This window comes from Amycolatopsis nivea (assembly GCF_004522235.1).
Lineage (GTDB): Bacteria > Actinomycetota > Actinomycetes > Mycobacteriales > Pseudonocardiaceae > Amycolatopsis > Amycolatopsis nivea.
The window spans coordinates 1-19,807 of the sequence record NZ_SDLT01000076.1 but is presented as its reverse complement, the minus strand read 5'-3'; the positions used below and the strand labels follow the sequence as shown (position 1 = coordinate 19,807).

The 19,807-nt window shown below is 70.2% G+C and carries 26 protein-coding genes; 12 read left to right on the top strand and 14 right to left on the bottom strand.

The window, feature by feature from the left end; all coding sequences use genetic code 11:
* Nucleotides 1-43 precede the first annotated feature (43 nt).
* Nucleotides 44-943: a non-homologous end joining protein Ku gene (ku, locus tag EIZ44_RS43275; RefSeq protein ID WP_134662380.1), complete on the bottom strand. Its 900-nt coding sequence runs from the start codon at nt 941-943 to the stop codon at nt 44-46.
* Between the two features lie 100 nt (nt 944-1,043).
* Between ku and EIZ44_RS43270 the strand changes: the two genes are divergently transcribed.
* Both EIZ44_RS43270 and EIZ44_RS43265 read left to right on the top strand, forming a co-directional pair.
* Nucleotides 1,044-1,658 (top strand): DUF47 domain-containing protein, encoded by a 615-nt coding sequence (locus EIZ44_RS43270; RefSeq protein ID WP_134734498.1) that lies wholly within the window; start codon nt 1,044-1,046, stop codon nt 1,656-1,658.
* Nucleotides 1,659-2,654 (top strand): inorganic phosphate transporter, encoded by a 996-nt coding sequence (locus tag EIZ44_RS43265; protein ID WP_134662378.1) that lies wholly within the window; start codon nt 1,659-1,661, stop codon nt 2,652-2,654.
* Here EIZ44_RS43265 and EIZ44_RS43260 read toward each other — a convergent pair whose 3' ends face one another.
* The 3 genes from EIZ44_RS43260 to EIZ44_RS43250 are packed head-to-tail and all read right to left on the bottom strand — an operon-like array spanning nt 2,655 to nt 4,692.
* On the bottom strand, nt 2,655-3,284 hold the full coding sequence (locus EIZ44_RS43260; protein WP_134662377.1) for a phosphoribosyltransferase: 630 nt from the start codon (nt 3,282-3,284) through the stop codon (nt 2,655-2,657). It lies immediately after the preceding gene.
* On the bottom strand, nt 3,281-4,372 hold the full coding sequence (locus tag EIZ44_RS43255; RefSeq protein WP_134734497.1) for an SDR family oxidoreductase: 1,092 nt from the start codon (nt 4,370-4,372) through the stop codon (nt 3,281-3,283). Before EIZ44_RS43255 ends, EIZ44_RS43260 begins: the two co-directional genes overlap by 4 nt.
* A complete protein-coding gene (locus tag EIZ44_RS43250; RefSeq protein WP_134662375.1) occupies nt 4,357-4,692 on the bottom strand; it encodes a DUF3040 domain-containing protein in 336 nt (111 codons plus the stop codon). Before EIZ44_RS43250 ends, EIZ44_RS43255 begins: the two co-directional genes overlap by 16 nt.
* Nucleotides 4,693-4,830: 138 nt before the next feature.
* Between EIZ44_RS43250 and EIZ44_RS43245 the strand changes: the two genes are divergently transcribed.
* Entirely contained in the window at nt 4,831-5,052 is a 222-nt protein-coding gene (locus tag EIZ44_RS43245) for a hypothetical protein (RefSeq protein WP_037813255.1), read from the top strand.
* 77 nt (nt 5,053-5,129) lie between these two features.
* On the opposite strand, the gene EIZ44_RS43240 is transcribed toward EIZ44_RS43245, so the two are convergent.
* Entirely contained in the window at nt 5,130-5,663 is a 534-nt protein-coding gene (locus tag EIZ44_RS43240) for a hypothetical protein (protein WP_037813252.1), read from the bottom strand.
* 464 nt (nt 5,664-6,127) lie between these two features.
* Here EIZ44_RS43240 and EIZ44_RS43235 point away from each other — a divergent pair, with 464 nt between their 5' ends.
* The 5 genes from EIZ44_RS43235 to EIZ44_RS45290 all read left to right on the top strand — a co-directional run bounded on the left by EIZ44_RS43235 (nt 6,128) and on the right by EIZ44_RS45290 (nt 9,009).
* Complete coding sequence (locus tag EIZ44_RS43235) at nt 6,128-6,382, top strand: hypothetical protein (RefSeq protein ID WP_134662373.1); 255 nt, start codon at nt 6,128-6,130, stop codon at nt 6,380-6,382.
* On the top strand, nt 6,375-7,988 hold the full coding sequence (locus EIZ44_RS43230; RefSeq protein ID WP_238606997.1) for a hypothetical protein: 1,614 nt from the start codon (nt 6,375-6,377) through the stop codon (nt 7,986-7,988). Before EIZ44_RS43235 ends, EIZ44_RS43230 begins: the two co-directional genes overlap by 8 nt.
* 16 nt (nt 7,989-8,004) lie before the next feature.
* The gene (locus tag EIZ44_RS43225; RefSeq protein ID WP_134662372.1) at nt 8,005-8,238 is read left to right on the top strand and encodes a hypothetical protein; all 234 of its coding nucleotides are present in this window, start codon (nt 8,005-8,007) and stop codon (nt 8,236-8,238) included.
* A gap of 101 nt (nt 8,239-8,339) precedes the next feature.
* Nucleotides 8,340-8,693: a hypothetical protein gene (locus EIZ44_RS45295; protein ID WP_205673487.1), complete on the top strand. Its 354-nt coding sequence runs from the start codon at nt 8,340-8,342 to the stop codon at nt 8,691-8,693.
* A gap of 1 nt (nt 8,694) precedes the next feature.
* Nucleotides 8,695-9,009, top strand: coding sequence for a hypothetical protein (locus EIZ44_RS45290; RefSeq protein ID WP_205673486.1), 315 nt, complete (start codon nt 8,695-8,697; stop codon nt 9,007-9,009).
* Nucleotides 9,010-9,012: 3 nt separating this feature from the next.
* On the opposite strand, the gene EIZ44_RS43215 is transcribed toward EIZ44_RS45290, so the two are convergent.
* Nucleotides 9,013-9,471 carry a cupin domain-containing protein gene (locus EIZ44_RS43215; RefSeq protein ID WP_134734496.1) on the bottom strand — a complete coding sequence of 153 codons (459 nt, stop codon included), beginning with the start codon at nt 9,469-9,471 and terminating at the stop codon, nt 9,013-9,015.
* 65 nt (nt 9,472-9,536) lie between these two features.
* Here EIZ44_RS43215 and EIZ44_RS43210 point away from each other — a divergent pair, with 65 nt between their 5' ends.
* On the top strand, nt 9,537-10,091 hold the full coding sequence (locus tag EIZ44_RS43210) for a TetR/AcrR family transcriptional regulator (RefSeq protein ID WP_134734495.1): 555 nt from the start codon (nt 9,537-9,539) through the stop codon (nt 10,089-10,091).
* On the opposite strand, the gene EIZ44_RS43205 is transcribed toward EIZ44_RS43210, so the two are convergent.
* The 3 genes from EIZ44_RS43205 to EIZ44_RS43195 all read right to left on the bottom strand — a co-directional run bounded on the left by EIZ44_RS43205 (nt 10,088) and on the right by EIZ44_RS43195 (nt 12,334).
* Complete coding sequence (locus tag EIZ44_RS43205; RefSeq protein ID WP_134734494.1) at nt 10,088-10,447, bottom strand: hypothetical protein; 360 nt, start codon at nt 10,445-10,447, stop codon at nt 10,088-10,090. The two genes, EIZ44_RS43210 and EIZ44_RS43205, sit on opposite strands and share 4 nt — an antisense overlap.
* A 61-nt stretch (nt 10,448-10,508) precedes the next feature.
* On the bottom strand, nt 10,509-11,711 hold the full coding sequence (locus EIZ44_RS43200) for an NAD(P)/FAD-dependent oxidoreductase (RefSeq protein WP_037813240.1): 1,203 nt from the start codon (nt 11,709-11,711) through the stop codon (nt 10,509-10,511).
* A 143-nt stretch (nt 11,712-11,854) separates the two neighbouring features.
* On the bottom strand, nt 11,855-12,334 hold the full coding sequence (locus tag EIZ44_RS43195) for a COG4315 family predicted lipoprotein (protein WP_134734493.1): 480 nt from the start codon (nt 12,332-12,334) through the stop codon (nt 11,855-11,857).
* Between the two features lie 162 nt (nt 12,335-12,496).
* On the opposite strand from EIZ44_RS43195, the gene EIZ44_RS43190 reads away from it, so the two are divergent.
* Entirely contained in the window at nt 12,497-12,982 is a 486-nt protein-coding gene (locus tag EIZ44_RS43190) for a DoxX family protein (RefSeq protein ID WP_134734492.1), read from the top strand.
* A 197-nt stretch (nt 12,983-13,179) separates the two neighbouring features.
* Here EIZ44_RS43190 and EIZ44_RS43185 read toward each other — a convergent pair whose 3' ends face one another.
* Together EIZ44_RS43185 and bioB are read right to left on the bottom strand one after the other, a co-directional pair.
* A complete protein-coding gene (locus EIZ44_RS43185) occupies nt 13,180-14,316 on the bottom strand; it encodes an 8-amino-7-oxononanoate synthase (RefSeq protein ID WP_167754469.1) in 1,137 nt (378 codons plus the stop codon).
* Between the two features lie 5 nt (nt 14,317-14,321).
* The gene (gene bioB, locus EIZ44_RS43180) at nt 14,322-15,380 is read right to left on the bottom strand and encodes a biotin synthase BioB (RefSeq protein ID WP_037813235.1); all 1,059 of its coding nucleotides are present in this window, start codon (nt 15,378-15,380) and stop codon (nt 14,322-14,324) included.
* 48 nt (nt 15,381-15,428) lie between these two features.
* On the opposite strand from bioB, the gene EIZ44_RS43175 reads away from it, so the two are divergent.
* Nucleotides 15,429-15,968, top strand: a complete 540-nt coding sequence (locus tag EIZ44_RS43175) for a TetR family transcriptional regulator (RefSeq protein ID WP_134734490.1) — start codon at nt 15,429-15,431, stop codon at nt 15,966-15,968.
* A 90-nt stretch (nt 15,969-16,058) separates the two neighbouring features.
* Nucleotides 16,059-16,994 carry a bile acid:sodium symporter gene (locus EIZ44_RS43170; RefSeq protein ID WP_205673488.1) on the top strand — a complete coding sequence of 312 codons (936 nt, stop codon included), beginning with the start codon at nt 16,059-16,061 and terminating at the stop codon, nt 16,992-16,994.
* Here EIZ44_RS43170 and EIZ44_RS43165 read toward each other — a convergent pair.
* The 3 genes from EIZ44_RS43165 to EIZ44_RS43155 all read right to left on the bottom strand — a co-directional run bounded on the left by EIZ44_RS43165 (nt 16,971) and on the right by EIZ44_RS43155 (nt 19,608).
* Nucleotides 16,971-18,374 (bottom strand): methionine--tRNA ligase, encoded by a 1,404-nt coding sequence (locus EIZ44_RS43165; RefSeq protein ID WP_134734488.1) that lies wholly within the window; start codon nt 18,372-18,374, stop codon nt 16,971-16,973. The genes EIZ44_RS43170 and EIZ44_RS43165 overlap by 24 nt on opposite strands.
* A gap of 162 nt (nt 18,375-18,536) precedes the next feature.
* Nucleotides 18,537-19,001, bottom strand: a complete 465-nt coding sequence (locus tag EIZ44_RS43160; RefSeq protein WP_134734487.1) for a DinB family protein — start codon at nt 18,999-19,001, stop codon at nt 18,537-18,539.
* A gap of 10 nt (nt 19,002-19,011) precedes the next feature.
* Complete coding sequence (locus EIZ44_RS43155) at nt 19,012-19,608, bottom strand: class I SAM-dependent methyltransferase (protein ID WP_134734486.1); 597 nt, start codon at nt 19,606-19,608, stop codon at nt 19,012-19,014.
* Between the last annotated feature and the right edge of the window lie 199 nt (nt 19,609-19,807).

Below are 19,807 nucleotides of genomic sequence, written 5' to 3'. Positions count from 1 at the left end.
CGTTGCGGCTTGACATTCAAGCTCCTGGGATGTCTTTCACTGGTCAGGAGGCCTTCAGCGCAGCCTCCAAGTCGGCCCGCGACATCTTCGAACGCCCCTTGACGTCGCGTTCCTTCGCGAGCTTCTGCAGCTCCGTTTTGGACAGCTCGGACAGATCCGGCGTGCGCTGCTTGCGGCTGCCGCGCACGCTCTTCGCCAGCGCCTCCATGAGGTCGACCACCTTCGTCGGCTGCTCCGGCTCGGCGGCGGGCGTGACGGTGTTCCCGGCCCGTTTGGCCTCGATCAGCTCCTCCACCCGCTCGCGGTAGGTGTCGCGGAACTCGTCGGGCTTCCACGGCTCGGTCATCGCGTCGATCAGCTTGACCGCGAGGTCCAGTTCCTTCTGGTTCGTCTTGGCCTTGGCGGGCAGCTGCGGCACGTCGTCCGCGTTGCGCACCTCGGCGGCGTAATGCAGCGTGTTGAGCACGATCACCCCGTCGCCGGCGCGGGCGAGCGCGAGGTGTTCGCGGCCGTGGAAGACGAACTTCGCGACGGCCGCCTTGTCCCGGCTGGACAGTGCGTCGAGCAGCAGCACGTACGGGCGCTGCGCTTCCTCCTTGGCGGGCGCGAGCCAGTACGCGCGGTCGAAGAACAGCGGGTCGACCTCCTCGAGGTCCACGAAGCTCTCCACCTCGAGCGACCTCGACCGGCCCGGCGCGATCTCGTCGAGTTCCTCCTGCTCGACCAGCACGTACTCGTCGTCGCCGACCTCCCGGCCGCGGACGATGTCGTCGTAGGACACCTCGTCGCCGGTCCGCTCGTTCACCCGCCGGTAGCGGATGCGGTCCTGAGTCCCGCGCTGGAACTGCGTGAAGTGCACGGCATGGTCCTCGACCGCCTTGTACATCCGCACCGGGACGTTCACCAGCCCGAACGACAGCGCACCCTGCCACACCGGACGCATCGGCGCTCCTTCCTCCCTGTTGCCCGGCGGGTACCCAATCCGGGCGCGCGGCACACCGCGCCGGTGTGAGCGAAGGGGTTACGGGGTAGCTTTTGCTCCGATGCGCATAAAACCTCGCGGAAGCCAGTTCTTCCAGCTGCTCGCGGACGCGGCCGCGAACCTCGTCACCGCCACCGCGCTCCTGCGGGACCTCACCGAGGCGTCGCCGCCCGACCGGGAGGCGATCGCGGCCCGGCTGCACGAGGTCGAACACGCCGGCGACGACCTGACGCACACCATCATGGTCGAGCTGAACAGCACGTTCGTCACGCCGTTCGACCGCGAGGACATCCAGGCGCTGGCCGCCCGGATCGACGACGTGCTGGACTTTGTGGACACCGCCGCCGACCTCGCGGTGCTGTACCGGCTCGAGAAGTTCCCGCCGGGCACCGACGGAATGCTGCGGGTGCTGTGCCGCGCGGCGGAGCTGACCGCGGAATCCATGCCGGGGCTCTCGAAGGTCGGCGAGCTGTCGCCGTACTGGATCGAGATCAACGCGCTGGAGAACGAGGCGGACCACACCTACCGGCGGATGCTCGCCGACCTCTTCCAGCCGGGAGCCGACGCGCTCGAGGTGCTCAAGGCGAAGGAGGTCGTCGAACAGTTCGAACTGGCGGCCGACGGCTTCGAGCACGTCGCGGACGTGGTGCAGACCATCGCGGTCAAGGAGTCCTGAGTGGACAGCACCGCCGCGCTGGTCGCCGTCGTGGTGCTGACGGTCTTCTTCGACTACACCAACGGTTTCCACGACGCGGCCAACGCGATCGCCAGCGCGGTCTCGACCAGGGCGCTCCCGCTGCGCACCGCGCTCGTGCTGGCCGCGGTGATGAACCTGGCCGGAGCGCTGCTGTCGACCGGGATCGCCGCCACCGTCGCGAAGGGCATCATCGACGTCCCGCCCGGTCCGGGCGCGCTGACCGTGGTGCTCGCCGCGCTGGTCGGCGCGATCGCGTGGAACCTCGTGACCTGGTATTTCGGGCTGCCGTCCTCGTCGTCGCATTCGCTGATCGGCGGGATGGTCGGGGCCGCGCTGGCCGCGGCGAGCACCGTGCACTGGACCGGCATCGTGGAAAAAGTGCTGGTGCCGATGGTCGCCTCGCCGCTGCTCGGGCTCGTGCTCGGCTACGCGGCGATGGTGGCGGTGCTCTGGCTGCTGCGCCGGGCGAACCCGCACCGCAGCGGCCGGGTGTTCCGGCGGATGCAGATCGTGTCGGCCTCGGCGCTCGCGCTCGGACACGGGCTGCAGGACGCGCAAAAGGGCATGGGCGTGCTCGTCCTGGCGCTGATCGCGGCGGGCAAACAGGACACGTTCGCGGTGCCCCTGTGGGTGACGCTGGTGTGCGCCGGCGCGCTGTCGCTCGGCACCTGCTCGGGCGGCATGCGCATCATGCGGACGCTCGGCCGCCGCGTCTTCCCGCTCGACCCGCCGCACGGGTTCGTGGCGGAATCGGTCGGGGCGTCGGTGCTGTACTTGACCGCGTTCGCGGTGAAGGCGCCGATTTCGACCACGCACGTGATCACGGCGGCGGTGATGGGCGTCGGCGCGACGCGGCGGCTTTCGGCGGTGCGGTGGGGGATCGCGCGGGACATCGTGCTCGGCTGGGTGCTGACGTTCCCGGCGGCGGCGGGGGTCGCCGCGCTGATGTTCTGGCTGCTGTCCGCGTTCAACTGATCACGGGGGCACCAGGGCGAGAACTTCCTCGTCGCTGGTGGGGCTGAAGTCCGCATAGAACTCGCCGACCGCGCGGAATTCCTCCGGCTCCCGCAGGCAGACCACCTCGTCCGCCTCGCGGGAGAGCTTGTCCAGCGCGGGCGGTGCGCCGACGGGAGCGGCGAAGACCAGCCGCAGCGGTGCGTGCGCCCGGAGGGCCCGCAGCGCGGCGATCGCGGTCCCGCCGGTGGCCACGCCGTCGTCGACCACCACGACGTCGTGCCCCGCCGGCGAGCGCGGGGCGCGGCTGCCCAGGTAGCGGCGGACCTGGTCGCGGGCCTCGGTGCGGGCGTGGTCGACCTGGCCGGCGATGTCCTCCGGCGTGAGCCCGAGCGCCCGGAGCCCGGCGCGGTCGAAGAACGGCGGCCCGTCCGCCGCTACGGCGCCGAGGCCGAGTTCCGGTTGTCCCGGTGCGCTGATTTTGCGGGTGACGAGCAGTTCCAGCGGTGCGTCCAGTTCTTCGGCGACGGGCGCGGCGACCGGAAGCCCGCCGCGGGCGAGCCCGAAGACCACCGGGTCCGCCCATTCCCGGCAGGCCAGGGCGGCGGCGAGCCGGGCGCCCGCGTCGGCGCGGTCCCGGAACGGTCTCACCGGCGACCCTTCTTCGCGGCGCGCCGGAGCGTTTGCCGGACAGTGGCCAGACCAGCGGCTACGCGGGCCGCGGGCCGATTTCGCTTCTGCGCGGTGCGGCGCAGCAGTTCCCCGGCGCCGAGTACGGCGGCGGTGAGCCCGGCGGCGACCGCACCGTGATGGCGGCTCAGCACCGGCTGGACGTCTCGCGTCTTCGCCTGCTGGTCGAACTCCCCGTGCGCGCCGTAGTCGAACCCGCGCGGGCCGTCCGCGGGCTCCCATAGGTTCGCGGGCTGGCTCGGCCGTTGCGGCTGGCCGGTTTGCTGAGCGCCGAAGCCGGTGCGGGCGAGGTACCGGTCGAGCAGGCCGGGCGCGACGGCGTTGGCCAGCAGCGTCGCGGCGGTGCTCGTGCCGACCCAGTACTCGCGGCGGCGCGGGTGATCGGCCGCGTGCAGCACCGCGCGGGCGGCGAGTTCGGGCTGGTAGATCGGCGGGACCGGCTGGGCGTGTTCGGGCAGCCGCGACAGCAGCCAGGTGAACTGCGGCGTGTTGACCGCGGGCAGTTGCACCATGGTCGTCCGGATTCCGCTGTGCTCGTGGAGAAGTTCGCAGCGCAGCGCCTCGTTGAAGCCCTGAATGGCGTGCTTGGCCCCGCAATACGCGCTCTGCAGCGGGATCCCGCGATACGCGAGCGCCGAGCCGACCTGGACGATCGTGCCCGCGTCCCGCGGTTTCATCCGCGCGAGAGCGGCCATCGTGCCGTGCACGAAACCGAGATAGGTCACCTCGGTGACCCGGCGGTATTCGTCCGGTTTGACGTCGGCGAAGCGGGCGAACACCGAGCTGAACGCGACGTTGACCCAGACGTCGATCGGCCCGAGCTCCTCCTCGGCGCGGGCGGCGGCGGCGTCGACCTGGGCGAAATCGGCGACGTCCGTCGGCAATTCCAGCGGCGTGCCCCCGGCCTCCCGGACGTCCTCCGCCGCGGCGGCGAGCCCCTTCTCGCCCCGCGCCAGCAAGGCGACCTTCGCGCCGCGGCTGCCATACGCTCGGGCGACGGCCCGGCCCACTCCGGCGCTGGCCCCGGTCACGACTACGACGGGCGGCATGGAAATCCTTTCCCCGGACCGGGAGTCCGGCGGCTCGGCGGACGCAGACACTCCTGGCGGGCGACGTGCCCGCACACCGCGATCGCCCCCAGCACGAAGCCGAGCAGCGCGAGCGGCACCTCCGGCGGAAAGACGATCCCGCAGACGACCAGGGCGGCCGCGACCGCGGTCAGCGCCCAGCACGCCACCGGCCAAACCCGGCGAAGCGGCCACGCCGCCTGTCCGAAGGCGCGCCGCATCCACAGCGCGTCGGTGGCGAGCAGCTCGCGTTCCATCGAACGCAGCGCCCGGTGGGGATCCGGCTGCCGGTGCGCGGCCATCGCCTGCTCCCTTCCGCCTGACCGACGGCTTACCCGTTCCCGGCCAGGCCAAACCGGAACGGCGGAGGCGTCCGGTTTGCCCCGGAAGACGCCGGGTAACCGGACGCTTTCGCCGGAGCACGTCGGAGGGAGCACGAGATGAGCAGGCTGCTGGTGGACCCGGAGAGCGCGACCGTCCCCTGTGGACAGTGCGGGCGCGAGGCGGTGCACGTGGGCAGGCTGGTGCAGGAGGACGGGACGCCGGTCAGCCACGCGGTGGTGTGCACGGTGTGCCGGGCCCATCGTCCGGGACCGGGGCTGGGGGAGACGCGACGTCCGCGGCTGGCCGTGCTTTCGCGGCCCGCCGACGGCTCGCCCTAGGCCGTCGCGTTCGGCAGAAGTCCGTGAAGGGCTCCTTGAGGGAATCAGATTCCGTCAAGGAGCCCTTCACGTCCCGCTCAGTCGATGCCGAGCACGGACTCGGCGGTGGTCCAGTTGGCAAGCATCGCGTGCTGCGCGTCGGCGAGGGTGGCTTTCCCGGCGCAGACCGCCTTCTTCACCGCGTTCTCGACGGAATCCTTGCTGTAGGAGTTCTGGTCGCCGTCGTGCGGCTCGGGCCAGAGGTTCTTCGGATCCTTCGGCGCGCCGCCCAGTTCGAGCGGCAGGAAGTGGTCCTCCTCGTACGAGCTGAGCGAGGTGTCGGAGTAGCCGTAGTCGATGATGCCCTGCTTCTTGAGCTTGTTGGTGTAGGTCGTCGGCGGGCGGATGGTCGCGGTCCAGCCGGGGACGCAGATCGTGTCGCCGATGGTGTCCTGGGTGACGTCCGGGTTGGTCGCGCCGGGCGTGCAGGCCGGGTCGGGCAGCGGAAGATAGGACTGCGAGCAGGCAGCGGCGAGAGCGTGCGGAACGGCGGCGTGCGCGGCGGGCGCGGCCAAAGCGAGCGAACCGGCCAGAATGACGGCAGGCGCGGCGAAACGGGCAAGTCGGGACATCGGAAATCTCCTCCCTGGAGCACGGTCGCGCCAGCGTCCGCCGATTCCGGGCAAGCGCACTACCTACCTTCGAAGGAATGCGTGAAGAATTAACCGGGTGCTCAACTTGTCGGACGGCAAAATGCGCAAGGTGGACGTGCCTTCTGGGCGCCTGAGGGGATGATCCGAAAACGCGGCGCAAGCCGGGCGAACGGGCCGGGGATGCTTGATCCGCCAGCATTCGGGCGTTCGGGGCGAGTCCGGACGGGCGGCTCCGGATGGCTGGAAAGGTTCTTCGGAACTGTTTCCGGTCGGTTTTTATGCGCCTTCCGGGCGAATCGGGGAAAAAAATGCTGCAATCGATTTCCGCTGCGCCGTTCGGCTGAAGGTGGCGGCGTCCCGTATCCGTCGCCGGGTCTGGTGCGACCTTTTTCGTGAACCTCGCCGGAATTGATCTTTTCGGGCGGAATTCCCGGGAGTGAACGATGAGCGAACCGGAAGGGCCGCGGTCCGGGGCCGGACGCGGAGAGGGCGCGGAAAGCGGCCCGGCGGGCGAAAACGCGCCCGCCGAACCGGAAGCGGGGTACGAGATTCCGATCGGGATGCCGGTCCCGGCCGCCGAGCTGGAACGGCTGAAGGCGGCCGCCGAGCGGCACCGCGATCGGGAGGAGGAGGCCGACGCCCCGGCACGGGCCGGCGACGAGGCCGCGGAGGAAGAGGGTGATCACCGTGATGCCTGAAGCACAGGTGCTCGAAGGCCAGGCAGGGGAAACGGCCGGGGGCGCGTCGCGGGAAATGGCGGATCTGACGGTCGGCGAACTGCTCGCCGAACCGCTGTCCCCGGAACGGTCGCCGTTGTTCGCGCAACGGTTCCCGGTTCCGGTCGAGGAGTACGACCGGCTGAAGACCGGCGCGCGCGAGCACGGCGCGGAGGCGCTGGCCCCGGGGGACGCGCTCGACGCGCAGCTGGACGAGGAAGCGGCGGCGGAACTGTCGGAGGAGAACCCGCCGGAGGACGAGATCGTCGAGGGGCTCGCCCCGGCGGCGTCGGCGAGTTTCGAGGGGATTTCGCAGACCGCGTTCCGGCCGCCGGACTGCACGGTCGCGGTCGGCCCGAAGCAGGTCATGGCCGCGGTCAACGTGGACCTGGTCGGCTACGACAAGACCGGGCTGCAACAGTTCCGGTGGGCCAATTTCACCGCGATGTTCAACCCGGTGCTGCCCGCCGGGGCGCAGCTGTTCGACCCGAAACTGGCCTACGACCACTACAGCGGCCGCTGGATCGTCTGCATCGCCGCCCGGCGCGCGAACCCGCAGGGATCGTGGATCATGCTCGGCGTCTCGCAGACGGCCGACCCCGCGGGCGCGTACTGGATCTGGAGCACCGACGCGACCGCGAACGGGGCCACCGCCACCGGCAACTGGTCGGACTACCCGATGCTGGGCTTCGACAGCCAGGCGATTTACGTGTCCACCAACCAATTCGCCTTCGGCGGCGGGTTCGCCTACGCGAAACTGCGGATCTTCAACAAGGCGGAGCTGTACGGCGGCGGGTCCGGCGGCGGCCACACAATCCGCTGGTGGGACTTCTGGGGCCTGAAGAACCCCGACGGGAGCGCCGCGTTCTCCGTCCAGCCGGCCTGCCATTTCCAAGGCGTGGGCGGGAATCCGCGCGCCTACCTGGTGAACTCGCTGTTCCCGTCGGGGTCGAGCCTGACGCTGTGGACGCTGTCGAACCCGCTGGGCCTGTGGTCTGGCGGCGCGCCGACGCTGGCCGCGACCGCCGTACCGTGCCGCAGCTACAACCTGCCGCCCGGCGCGGTGCAAAAGGACGGCGGGACAACGAGAATCGCCACGAACGACACCCGGCTGCTCAACGCGGTCTTCCAGGCGGCGGGCCGGACCCAGCGGTTGTGGACGACGCACACGTCCGCGTACAGCTGGCGGGGCGACACCGAAGCCCGGTCAGTGGTGCAGTGGTACGAGATCGACGTGCCCAGCCACGCGATCACGCAACAGGGCGCCTTCGGCGCGCCGGGCAGGCACTATTTCTTCCCGGTGATCCAGACCGACATTTCCCGCAACGCCCACGTGGCGTTCGGCCGGTCCGCCGCCGACGAGTACGGCCACTTCCGCCAGACCGGCCGCCTCGCCACCGATCCGCCGGGCACGTTGCAGGGCAGCGCTTCGGTGATCGCCGGGCAGAGCGCCTACACCGGCGGCAGATGGGGTGACTACTTCGGCATCGGCCGGGACCCGTCGGATTCCCGGACCGTGTGGAGCTACGGCGAATACGCCGGCGCGGGCAACACCTGGCGGACCCGTCTCAACGCGGCGAAGTACTGAGAGCAGGGAGGGTGTCATGAACACTGCACAGAAGTTCCGGATCGCGGCGGAGGCCGCGCTCGCGGTGCTCAGCGCGGTCGCGTTGGTGCTGACGCTCACGGTCCCGGACTGGATCGAACGCACGACCGGCGCGTCTCCGGACGGCGGAGGCGGGGAAGCCGAGTGGCTGCTGACGGCGGTCGCCTGCGTGGCGACGGTGCTGTTCGCCGGCTTGGCCACGTGGGAGTGGCGACGGTTGCGGACGGCGTGACCGGCACGAGCGGGCACCGGACTTCACGGCGGTGCCCGCTCTTTGCCGGGCTTTTCGGCGGAAAGCCGGACGGGAATTCCGGGCTGCCCTAGGCTGATCCGGTGACTGCCTTCGGACCGTCGCCCGCGGTCCGCCGCTCCGATCTGCCGATGTATCTGGTGGAAAACCCGTCCACTCCGGCGGGCCCCGGTTCGCGGAACACCTTCGGCGGCAGGCCGATCCTGCCCGAGGGCGAGGACTGGCCGGAGTGCTATTGCGGCGAGCGGATGACGTTGTTCTTCCAGTTGGACGTCCCGCAGGACATCCCGCGGTTCGGCGGCGACCACTTGCTCGTGTTCCAGTGCCCGATGCACAACGACGCGGCCTGCCTGCCCGGAGATCCGGAGCAGCTTCCGGAGCGCTACTGGGAAAATCCACACGTGCTGGATCACCCCGGCGCGTTCTCCGGAGTATGAGATGGAAACCGTGTGGCGGCCTGTCCCGCGCGAAGGGTTCACCGAACGGAGCACCGGCCGGATGGAGTTCAAAGTCGGCGGGCTGCCGTGCTGGCTTCAGGATCCGCAACGGCACGTCTGCGCGTGCGGTGCCGAGATGGCGTTCTTGTGCGAGATTCCGGAGTGCACCGAATTCTCGAGGCGGCCCGGCCGAGCGGACCAGCGCCACGATTCCTATGGAGACTCCTATGTGCTGTTACTCGGCAACGCGGTGCACCTGCTCGCGTGCCCGGAACACTGTCATCCCGCAGCGGTCTGGCCGGTGCCGCAGAACTGACCCTCATTCCCCGTAGGTGATCGAATACCGAGCCGCCACCGGATTGATCTTCACCGGGTCCACCGCGCCGTCCGTCAGCACCGCCGGACCGGCCTCGAAGAGATCCTCCAGATAGTGCTCCCACCCGCCCGGCGAGGAGATCTGCAACAACCGCGGCGGCGGGTCCGAAACCGCCCGCAGCGCATGCGGAACCCCGTGCGGCAGCAGCACGAACATCCCCTTCGCCGCGACGTGAGTCTCGTCGGCGAAGTCGATGCCCAGTTCCCCTTCGAGCACGTAAATGCATTCGTCGGCCTCGTGGTGGACGTGGCGCGGGATGTCGCGTGCCAGCGTCACCTCCAGCAGCGAGAACCGGGTCTCGGTGTCGCCGGTCATCGCTTTCACCGCGAACGCGGGCGGCAGCGGCACCCGGCCCGGTCGCGCCTCGCCGGGCTGCAGGAGCAGGAAACGGTCTTTCGTCATGGGGTATCCTCGCAAACATAGTGGAAGCGGAGTCCGTTTCCAGATTAACCGGAGGAGGGCGTCGGTTGTCAACGGAGCGCAAGCCGAGGGCGGACGCGGAACGCAACCGGGCGCGGGTGCTCGAGGCGGCCCGTGCGCTGCTCGCCGAGCAGGACGACGTCCAGTTGCCGGAGATCGCGCGGGTGGCCGGGGTGGGCGTCGGGACGGTGTACCGGAACTTCCCGGACCGGCGGGCGCTCGTGGAAGCGTTGGCGGAGCAGCGGTTCGCCGAGATCGCGGAGTACGCGCGGAAGCGGTGCCTCGACGGGAAATCCGGCGTCAAGCGCTATCTGCGGCACGTCGGCGAGGTGCTGTCCGGGGACCGGGCGCTGTCGTCGGCCATCGAGATGGCGCGCGGTTCGGCGGGGAGCGAACCGCGTGGCGACGCCTTGGCCGAGCTGGAAATCGTGGTGGCGCAGGCGATCGTGGCGGACCAGGCGGCGGGGGTGCTCCGCGCGGATTGCACGGTGGGGGACGTGTATCTGCTCGTCGGCTGTCTGTCGTCGGTGGTCCGCACGGGGAGCGGGGACTGGCGGCGGTTCCTGGAGCTGGCGTTGGAGGGGTTGCTGCCCCGGGGCTAGTCGGCCAAGCGCAGCAGATGAGATCTCAGTTCGCCGCTGTCGTGCATCGCGATCAGCACGGCGGTCATCTTCCGCACGCCGGGTTCGCGGACGATCAGCCCGTCTGGAACGGCGAAGTAGCTGCCACCGGCGCACTCGCCGGTGCCTTCCCAGCGGCGCATGATCCGGTCCACCTCGTCGAGGGTGAACATCGTCGCGCTCCACCGGGAACCGTCGGGGTAGTGGACCTCGACGTCGACATTGTCCACCTCGTCCGGTTCCTCGCCGCCGCCGACGAGAAACTTCGCGTCGAAGGCCGAGGTCCGGACGACGTAGCACGGGGAGTCCCACCCGGCGGAGAGAACTTCGGTCGCCACGGCGGGAAAGCCTAGCGGGCCGCTCCGGAAACCAGTCCGGAACGGCCCGCCGGCACCGAAATCAGGCGAGGTCCTCCAGCGGGACCTCGGGGTCGGCCAGGCGGTCCGGATCCACTGCCTTGCCGGAGCGGATGAGCGCCTTGATCGGGTCCGTGACGTCCCAGACGTTGACGTTCATCCCGGCCAGGACGCGGTTGTCCTTGAGCCAGAAGGCGATGAACTCGCGCCCGGGCACGTCGCCGCGGAACACGACGCGGTCGTGGCCCTCGATCGTGCCCAGGTACTCCATGCCGAGGTCGTACTGGTCGGTGAAGAAGTACGGCAGCTCGTCGTACGACTCCTCCTTGCCGAGCATCCCGGCCGCGGCCACGGCGGGCTGGTTGAGCGCGTTCGCCCAGTGCTCGACGCGCAGGTGCTTGCCGAGGAACGGGTGGTAGGCGTTCGCGACGTCGCCCGCGGCGAAGATGTCCGGGTCGCTCGTGCGCAGGCTCGCGTCGGTGACCACGCCGTTGTCGACGTCGAGGCCGGCCGCCTCGGCCAGTTCGACGTTCGGCTTCGCGCCGATCCCGGCCAGGACCGCGTCCGCGTCGAGGACGCTGCCGTCGCCGAGGCGGATCCGCTTGCCCTGGCCGCCGTTGGTGATGTGCTCGACCTGGACGCCGAGCCGCAGGTCGACGCCGTGTGCGCGGTGCAGGTCGGCGAACACCGGGGCGACGTCGCGGCCGAGCGCGGTGATGAGCGGCAGTTCGAGCGCCTCGACCACGGTGACCTCCACCCCGGCCTGGCGCGCGGCGGCGGTCGCTTCGAGGCCGATCCAGCCGCCGCCGACGACCACCAGCTTCGAGGCGGTGCCGAACAGCTCCTTGAGCCGGTCGGCGTCCTCGATCCGGCGCAGGTAGTGGATCCCCGCGGTGTCCGGCAGCTCGCGCGGGCTCGCGCCGGTGGCCAGGAGGAGCTTGTCGTAGCCGAGGCTGGTGCCGTCGTCGAGCGCGACCTGCTTCCGGTCCCGGTCGATCGCCGTCGCCTTGACGCCCTGGCGCAGGTCGACCTTCTTCTCGGCGTACCACGCGGCGTCGTGCACCTGGAAGCTCTCGGCCTCCGCGTTGCCCGCGAGGTAGTCCTTCGACAGCGGCGGACGCTCGTAGGGCAGGTGCCGCTCGTCGCCGACGATGGTGATCTTCCCGTCGAATCCCTTGTCGCGCAACGCTTCCGCGGCCTTCGCTCCGGCCAGCCCGGCTCCGATGATGACGAACGACGAGGTCACTGACGAACTCCTTCGATGCGGGGACGACGGGAGTACTTATATCACTAGCGAAGTTTGGTCTTATTCGGCTGCCTGGTCAAGTTCCCCTGATCAGAGGTACCCAATTGAGACAGCACCTACCCGGAAGGGTGTTACTTCGCCGTTCAGTAGCTGCCGCCGCCGTACCCGCCCGCCGGGGCGGAGCTGGTCGTGGTGATCGCGGTGCCGTCGGAGGCGACCATCCACCAGAGCCCGCCGTTCAGGTTCAGGCCCTGGCCGTTGGTCTGCCCTGCGGACTTGTCGCCGATGTACCGGTACAGCGGATGGCCGGCGAGCGTTTCCTGCTTGGACCCGTCCGGCCGGGTGATGGCGCCGACGCTGCCCTGGGCCGGCCCGGTGAGCGGCGTGCCCGCGGCGACCGGGGGCCAGTAGCTCGCGCAGCTCGCGGCGCAGGCGGACTGGCCGTCGTGGTCCGCGGCGAACAGGTAGATCGTGTCGCCTTTGCTGTCGGTCAAATGCGTCGGCGCGGCGGGTGGTGCGGCGGTTGTCCCGCCGCTGTTGCCGCCGCCGCATGCCGCGGCGAACAGGCCTGCCGCGGCCAGCGCGGTCAGCAGTCCGAAAGTTCTTGGGGTTGTGCCAGTCATCCCAGCCTCCAGTGGTGCGTGGGTGTCGCCCTTTCTCCGACACGCGGCTGGCTCCAGAACGGTTCAGCCGGATTTATCTAAACGGCACAGCGTCTGGACGGGAGAGGTCTCGGTGCGTACGGTATGGCAAGGCTAACCTTAGTGACTCTCCGAGGAGGACCCATGCCAGAGCGTGCGCTCGACCGGGCCGTCCCGTTCGTGCTCGGCCTGTTCCGGATCGTCGTCGGGCTGCTGTTCGCGGCCCACGGCGCGGCGGCGCTGTTCGGCGTCTTCGGCGGCGGCCCGAAAGGCGGAACCGTCGCGGCGGGCGTGTGGCCGTCCTGGTACGCGGCGGTGATCCAGCTCGGCTGCGGCCTGCTGGTCGCGTTCGGCTTCGGCACCCGGATCGCGGCACTGCTCGCGTCCGGCTCGATGGCGTACGCCTATTTCGTCGTCCACCAGCCGGACGGCTTGCTGCCGCTGCAGAACCACGGGGAACCCGCGGCGATGTTCTGCTGGGCGTTCCTGTTGCTGGCCTTCACCGGGCCGGGGGCGTTGGCAGTGGACGCGTTGTTCCGGAAGCGGTCGGACGACGCGCGGGGTGTGGTGAGTGGGGAGTCGCGGGGAGCGCTGAGCGCGGTGCAGGTCAGTCCTGGCGGGGGCGAGTAGCCGGGTAATGCCGGTCGAGAGGCGGTCAGACGAGGCTCGCCGCGCGTGACTATTGCGCGGCGAGCCAGGGCCGGGAAAAGACGTCCGGGGCGCTCCGCGGGGATTGGCTGCATCGCGTCGGGGGTTCGCGAAACCGTTGCGGTGTCGGCAATCCCTGCGTGGTGCGATCGACGGAGGCTCGGCGGCGGGGCGTCTGCTCAGACGATGCTCGCCGCGCGCGACCACTGCGCAGCCAGTCGCGCAGCGTCCTCGGCGCGGTCCACGTCAACCCCGGCACGGGCAACCAGCCGGAGTCGGGAGATGCCGTCCGGGACGCTTGGCGGGCGGAAGCAGCCGACGACGATATCTCGTTCGTACAGCTGATTCGCGGCAGCCACGGCCTGCTCCGGAGAGTCCGCGGGAATCGACTGCACCGCACCCGGCGCGCGCGAAACCCCTGCGGCGGCGGCGATCGTGGCGGCGGCGCGGTGCAGATCCTCGACCCGCGAAGGCTCCGCCGCGATGATCCGGCACGCTTCCGCCGCGCTCGCTGCCGCGGCGGGGGCGAGGCCGGTGTCGAAGATGAACGTCCGCGCTGTGTTGACCAGATGTTCGCGCAGCAGCGGCGATCCTAAGACCGCGCCGCCCTGTGCGCCCAGAGCTTTCGACAGCGTGGCGGTGACCGCGACGTGCGGCGCTCCTGCGAGACCGGCTGCGTGCACCGCGCCCCGGCCGTTGCCTGCGACGCCGATGCCGTGTGCTTCATCGACCACCAGGAAAGCGTCGTATTCAGTGCACAATGCCGCGGCGCGCACGAGGTCCGTGGCATCGCCGAGCACCGAATAGATCGACTCGACCACCACGATCGCCCGTTCCTGCGATCGGTCCCGCAGCAAGCGCTCGAGGGCGTCCAGGTCGTTGTGCGGGCAGATCGCGACGGGGGAGCGGGACAGCCGCGCGCCGTCGATCAGCGAGGCGTGGATGTGCGCGTCGGTGATCAGCAGCGTGTCCGGCGAGCCGAGTGCGGTGATCACGCCGATGTTTGCCGTGTAGCCACTGGAAAAACCGAGCGCGGCCGGTTGCCCCGTGAGGCTGGCCAGTTCCCGTTCCAGTTCCGTGTGACACGGTGTGGTGCCGGTGACGACTCGGGACGCGCCAGCGCCGACGCCGTACTTCTCGACGGCTTGGACGGCGGCCGCGCGCAGTCGAGGATCGGTGCTGAGACTCAGGTAATCGTTCGACGCGAGGTCCAATGTGGACTTTCGCGGATGCCGCCGATCATCGGTCCGCCGGACGAGACCGGCGACGTGCCGGTCCCGTTCGGCGGCGGTGAGCCAGTCGTGCATCGACACCATGGCGGTCACGCGTTGGGTGCGGCGGCGGTGCCCGCCCCGCGTTCCCGGAGCGCCGGGGTCGCGTGCGCGGCCTGCTGCTGTTCGCCCGCGCCGAGGACCTCGAAGCCGGCGTCGGCGATCATCTCCAGGTCGGCCTTCGCGGCCTGGCCTTCGCTGGTGAGGTAGTCGCCGAGGAACAGCGAGTTGACCACGTGCAGCGCGAGCGGCTGCAGCGACCGCAGGTGCATCTCGCGGCCGCCGGCCATCCGGACTTCCGTTGCCGGGCAAGCGAACCGGGCCAGCGCGAGGATGCGCAGCGCGCGCAGCGGGCTCAGTTCCCACGTCCCGGCGAGCGGCGTGCCCTCGAACGGCATCAGGAAGTTGACCGGGATCGAATCGCTGCCGATGTCGCGCAGCGCGAAGATCGCGTCGATCAGCTCGTCGTCGGTCTCGCCCATGCCGACGATCAGGCCGGAACACGCGGAAAGCCCCGCGGACTTGGCCTTTTCGACGGTGTCGACGCGGTCGTCGTACCCGTGCGTCGTGCAGATCTCGGAGTACCGCGACTCGCTCGTGTTCAGGTTGTGGTTGTACGCGTCGACCCCGGCGTCGCGCAGCTTCTCGGCCTGCCCCTCCTTGAGCAGCCCGAGGCAGGCGCACACCTCCACGTCGGAATGCGCGGACTTCACCGCCTCGACCGCCTGGGCGACCCGGTCGACGTCGCGGTCGCTCGGCCCGCGCCCGCTCGCCACCAGGCAGACCCGCGACGCGCCGCCCTGGATGCCCGCGCCGGCTTGGCGCGCCGTTTCCTCGGCGGACAGCCACGAGTACTTGAGGATCTGCGCGGACGACCCGAGCCGCTGCGAGCAGTACCCGCAGTCCTCGGGGCACAGGCCCGATTTCAGGTTGACGAGGTAGTTGACCTTGACCCGGTTGCCGAAGTGCGCGCGCCGCAGCCGCCCGGCCGCCGCGACCAGGCCGAGCACGTCCTCGTCCGGCGCTTCCAGCACCGCGCGGGCGTCAGTTCGGTCGAGTACGCCGCCGGCCAGCTGCCGGTCGGCCAGGTCGTCGAAGGTTTTGAACACCTATCAAATCCTAGGCGGCCGATCGGCCGGAAGCAAGCGGCGGGCAGAATGAGAGGGGTGAAGGTGACGCGAGACCAGATCGTCGACCGGGCGTACGAGCTTTTGCGGGAAGCGGGGCTGAGCAGCTTGTCGATGCGCCGGGTGGCCCTCGACCTGGGGGTCCAGCCGGGCGCGCTGTACTACCACGTCGCCAACAAACAGGAGCTGCTCGCCGTCGTCGCCGCGCGGATCCTGAAGGGGCTGCCCGGGGTGGCGAAGGACCCGCGCGAGGCGGCCGGGGACTTCCGCTCGGCGCTGCTGCAGGTCCGCGACGGGGCCGAGGTGGTGTCGTTCGTGCAGGCGTACCGGCCGGATCTGCTGGTGCCCACGCACGCGTTGCGCCGCCTGTTCACCGGGAAGTACGACGAGCGGCACGCGGAGTGGGCGGCGCGCACCGTTGTCCACTATGTACTCGGGTTCGTCGCGGAGGAACAGAACCACGCCGAGCTGGTGCGCGCCGGGATCGTCGAGGAGGATCCGTCGCACAGCGGGGATTCGGACGAGGCGTTCGGGTTCGGCATCGACGCTATCCTCAGTGGACTGTCGTGAGTGTCTGTCGCGATTGGACCCGGATGAACACGCACGAGGCCGGACCGAGGAGCGCGCCCGTTGTCGCAGTCGTCAGGTCTGGTGTCGCGGATGGAACGGCACCAGGTCGTCATCTACCTCGGCGCGCTCGCCGTCGGCGCATTGGCCGGCTGGCTGGCTCCGTCCGCCGGGCCGGGGCTGGAACCGGCGATCAACCCGGTGCTGGCGGCGCTGCTGTACGTCACGTTCCTCCAGGTGCCCGCCGCCGAATTGGGCCGCTCCCTGCGTGACGGCCGGTTCCTCGGCGCCGCGCTGGCGGTGAACTTCGTGGTGGTGCCGCTGGTCGTCGCGGCGATGTCCGCCTTCTTCCCGGCTGGACAAGCGCTTCGGCTGGGCATGCTGCTCGTGCTGCTGGCCCCGTGCGTGGACTATGTGATCGTTTTCAGCGGTCTTGCCGGAGGCAGCAGCCGCCGCCTGCTCGCGGCGACGCCGTTGCTGCTGCTGGCGCAGATGATCCTGCTGCCCGGATTCCTGTTCCTCTTCCTCGGCGCGGACCTGGCACAGGTCGTGCGGCCCGGGCCGTTTCTCGAAGCGTTCCTCGTGCTGATCGCGATCCCGCTGGCGCTGGCCTGGCTTACCCAGGCCTGGGCGGCCCGGGCCGCGACCGGCCGCCGGTTCGCCGACGCGGCCGGGTCCGCCATGGTGCCGTTGATGGCTGCGACGCTGGCGACGGTGGTCGCGTCGCAAACCCCGAAGCTCCACGGCGGACTCGGCCCGGTCGCGTCGGTGGTGCCGTTCTCCGTGGTTTTCCTGGCGGTGATGGCGTTCGCCGGACTGGGCGTCGCGCGGCTGTTCCGGTTGGACGTTCCTGGCGGGCGCGCGATCGTTTTCACCGGGGCCACGCGGAATTCGCTGGTGGTGCTTCCGCTGGCGCTGGCGTTGCCGGACGAGTTCGCGGTCGCGGCGGTCGTGGTGGTGACGCAGACGCTGGTCGAGGTGGTCGGCATGGTCTGTTACGTCCGCCTAGTGCCCCGTTTGCTGACGTAGCCGGGGATAGAGGCGCGCCGGTTCGCCGCGGTCCAGTTGGGCGCGCAGGCGGGCGGCGCCGTCCGGGAGGAACGGGCTGAGTTCCGTTGCCAGTTCCCGGCAAGTGCTTACGACGGTACCCAATGCCTCTTCCAGTTCGGTGCCGTGCAACGTCCAGGGCCGGGTCTGTTCGACGTACCGGTTCGCGTCGGTGATTACCTCGACCAACGCCCCGGTGGCTGCGCGGAAGTCGAAGTCGGCGAGTGCCGAGTCGATCCGGTCGGCGAGCGTGTGCACGGTCCTTAGTGGACTCGACGGGGCGATCCGGTCGGTGCGGCGGGCCAGGCTGAGCACGCGGTGCACGAGATTGCCGAGACCGTTGGCGAGTTCGTCGTCGGCGCGCGCGATCAGCCGTGCTTCGGTGAAGTCGGTGTCGCCGAGCGGGGCGACCTCGCGCAGCAGCCACCAGCGGACGGCGTCCGCGCCGTACTGGCCGATCAGGTCCGTCGGGCGGACGGTGTTGCCCGTGCTCTTGGAGATCTTCGCGCCGTCGAGGGTCAGGTAGTCGTGCACGAAGATGGTGTCCGGCAGCCGTTCGCCCGCGGAGAGCAGCAGCGCGGGCCAGTACACGGCGTGGAACCGCAGGATGCCTTTGCCGATCACGTGCACGCGTTCGGCTGCTTCGGCCCAGCGCGCCGGATCGGCGGTGAGGTAGTTGGCGAGTGCGTCCCACCAGACGTAAATCACCTGGTCCGGGTCGCCGGGCACCGGGATGCCCCAGCCGTCCGAGCGCGCGGCGGGCCGGGACACGCTGAGGTCGGACAACCCGGAGCGCACGAAGCCCAGCACCTCGCGGAGCCGGGCGGCGGGCTCGATCCGGAGTCGGCCGGATTCCAGCAGGTCCCGGATTTCTCCGGAATAGCGGGAAAGCCGGAAGAACCAGTTCTGTTCGGTGACGACTTCCGGCGGGGTTTCGTGTTCCAGGCAGCGTTCGTCGTCCGCGTAGAACTGTTCACAGCCCACGCAGTAGCGGGCGGTGTAGTCGCGGAGATAGAAGTCGCCGCGTTGGGCGCTGGCTCGCCACAGGCGCCGGACGCCGTCGAGGTGGCGGAGATCGGTGCTGGTGCGGAGGAAATCGTCGACGGCGAGCCCGAGCGGTTCCTGTAGCGCGGCGAATCGCGCGGCGCCTTGGTTCACGAACTCCTGCACCGGCACGCCTGCCGCTTTCGCCGCGGTGACGTTCTTAAGCGCGTTGTCGTCGGTGCCGGTGAGCAGGTGGACCTCGGCGCCGCGCAACCGTCGGTGCCGGGCAAGGACGTCGGCTTGCACGAGTTCGAGCGCGTGCCCCAAATGCGGTTCCGCGTTGACATAAGGGATCGCGGTGGTGATCAAGTCGGTCATGGACAACCCTCTCCGCCCTCGGACGACGGCGGAGAGACCCCGGCGACGGCCGGGGCTGGTCGTGTCAGCGCACGAGAACGGGCCCCAGGTCGGGGCTCGCCATGCGTGCGGTGGTCATGCCTTCCATGATGGCCGGGCGCGCCGGGTCGGGGCCACTGGTTTTCAGCGTCCGGTCGTGCCGTCGATCAGCTCGCGCAGGATGTCGGCGTGCCCGGCGTGCCGTCCGGTTTCCTCGATCATGTGCGTCAGCGCCCAGCGGACGCTCGGGCCGTCGCGACCCGGCAGTGCCGAAGCAAGATCCGGGCAGTTGTCGAGAACTTCGTTGGCGAGCTTGACCGCTTCGCGATAGCGGGTGACGACGTCGGCGACATTGTCCTTGGTGCGAAAGGTCGATGGCCAGCTCTTGACGGTTTCGCCGAGAAACAGCGACCGCTCCACGAAGGTCAGATGGTTGAGCAGGCCGGCCAGATTCGTCCCGGACGGCACCATGGCGGTGTGGGCTTCGGGTTCCGGCGCGCCGTCGACCTTGGCGGCGACTGAGGTGCGGAGATAGTCGAGAAATCCGCGCAGGACTTCGGTTTCGCTGCTTCCGGTGCGGGGCGGCGGGGTGTCGCGACGGCGGGCCACAGTGGTCTCCTCAGGGGTTCAGGCGGATCAGCAGGACGTGGTCGACGACCTCGGCGACCTGGCCGTTCGGTCCGGTCGCGAGGCGGGTGGGGGAGTCGGCGCGCTCGACGGCCCACCGCGCCGGGTCGAGGGCGAGGTCTTCGGCGATCTCGGCCGGACTGGGGAAATGCGCGTCCGGGTCCTGGTTCCACGACCACGGCGCGATCGAGCCGTGGTCCACGACCAGCAACCGGCCGCCCGGCCGCAGTGCGTGCGCGGCGGTGCGCAGGACCGCCGACCGGTCCAGTTCGAAGGGGGTCTGCAGATAGTGCGCCGTCACGAGGTCGAATTCGCCTGCCGGGAAGCTGACCCGCAGGTCGTGCCGCACCGCGGTGATCCTCGGGCCGGAGAGGCGGTTGACGGCGACGGCGGAGATGTCGGTGGCGGTCACGGTCCAGCCGCGGCCGGCGAGCCAGCGGGCGTCGCCGCCGTTGCCGCAGCCCAGGTCGAGCGCGGCGCCAGGGGGAAGGCCGGAGACGGTTTCCACGAGCCGGGCGTTCGGCTTCGGGTCCGCGGGCGGCCGGGCGGCGTGCACTTCGTCCCAGAACAGGGTCGCGTCGGTGGTCATCGGTCGGCTCCTCGGGTCGGGTCCGTCCAGCGTCGCCGGAGCCGGGCCCGGAGCGCACGCGATCTTGCCGGAACGGCAACTCCCCGCGCGGGGAGGGCAGGTGCGATGCGGACCGGCCCGTGTTGCTTCTCCGCTCCAGGTGATGTCCGTGAGGGGAACCCTGAGAGGGTGTTGCGGAACCTGGGTGGTTAGTTGTTCG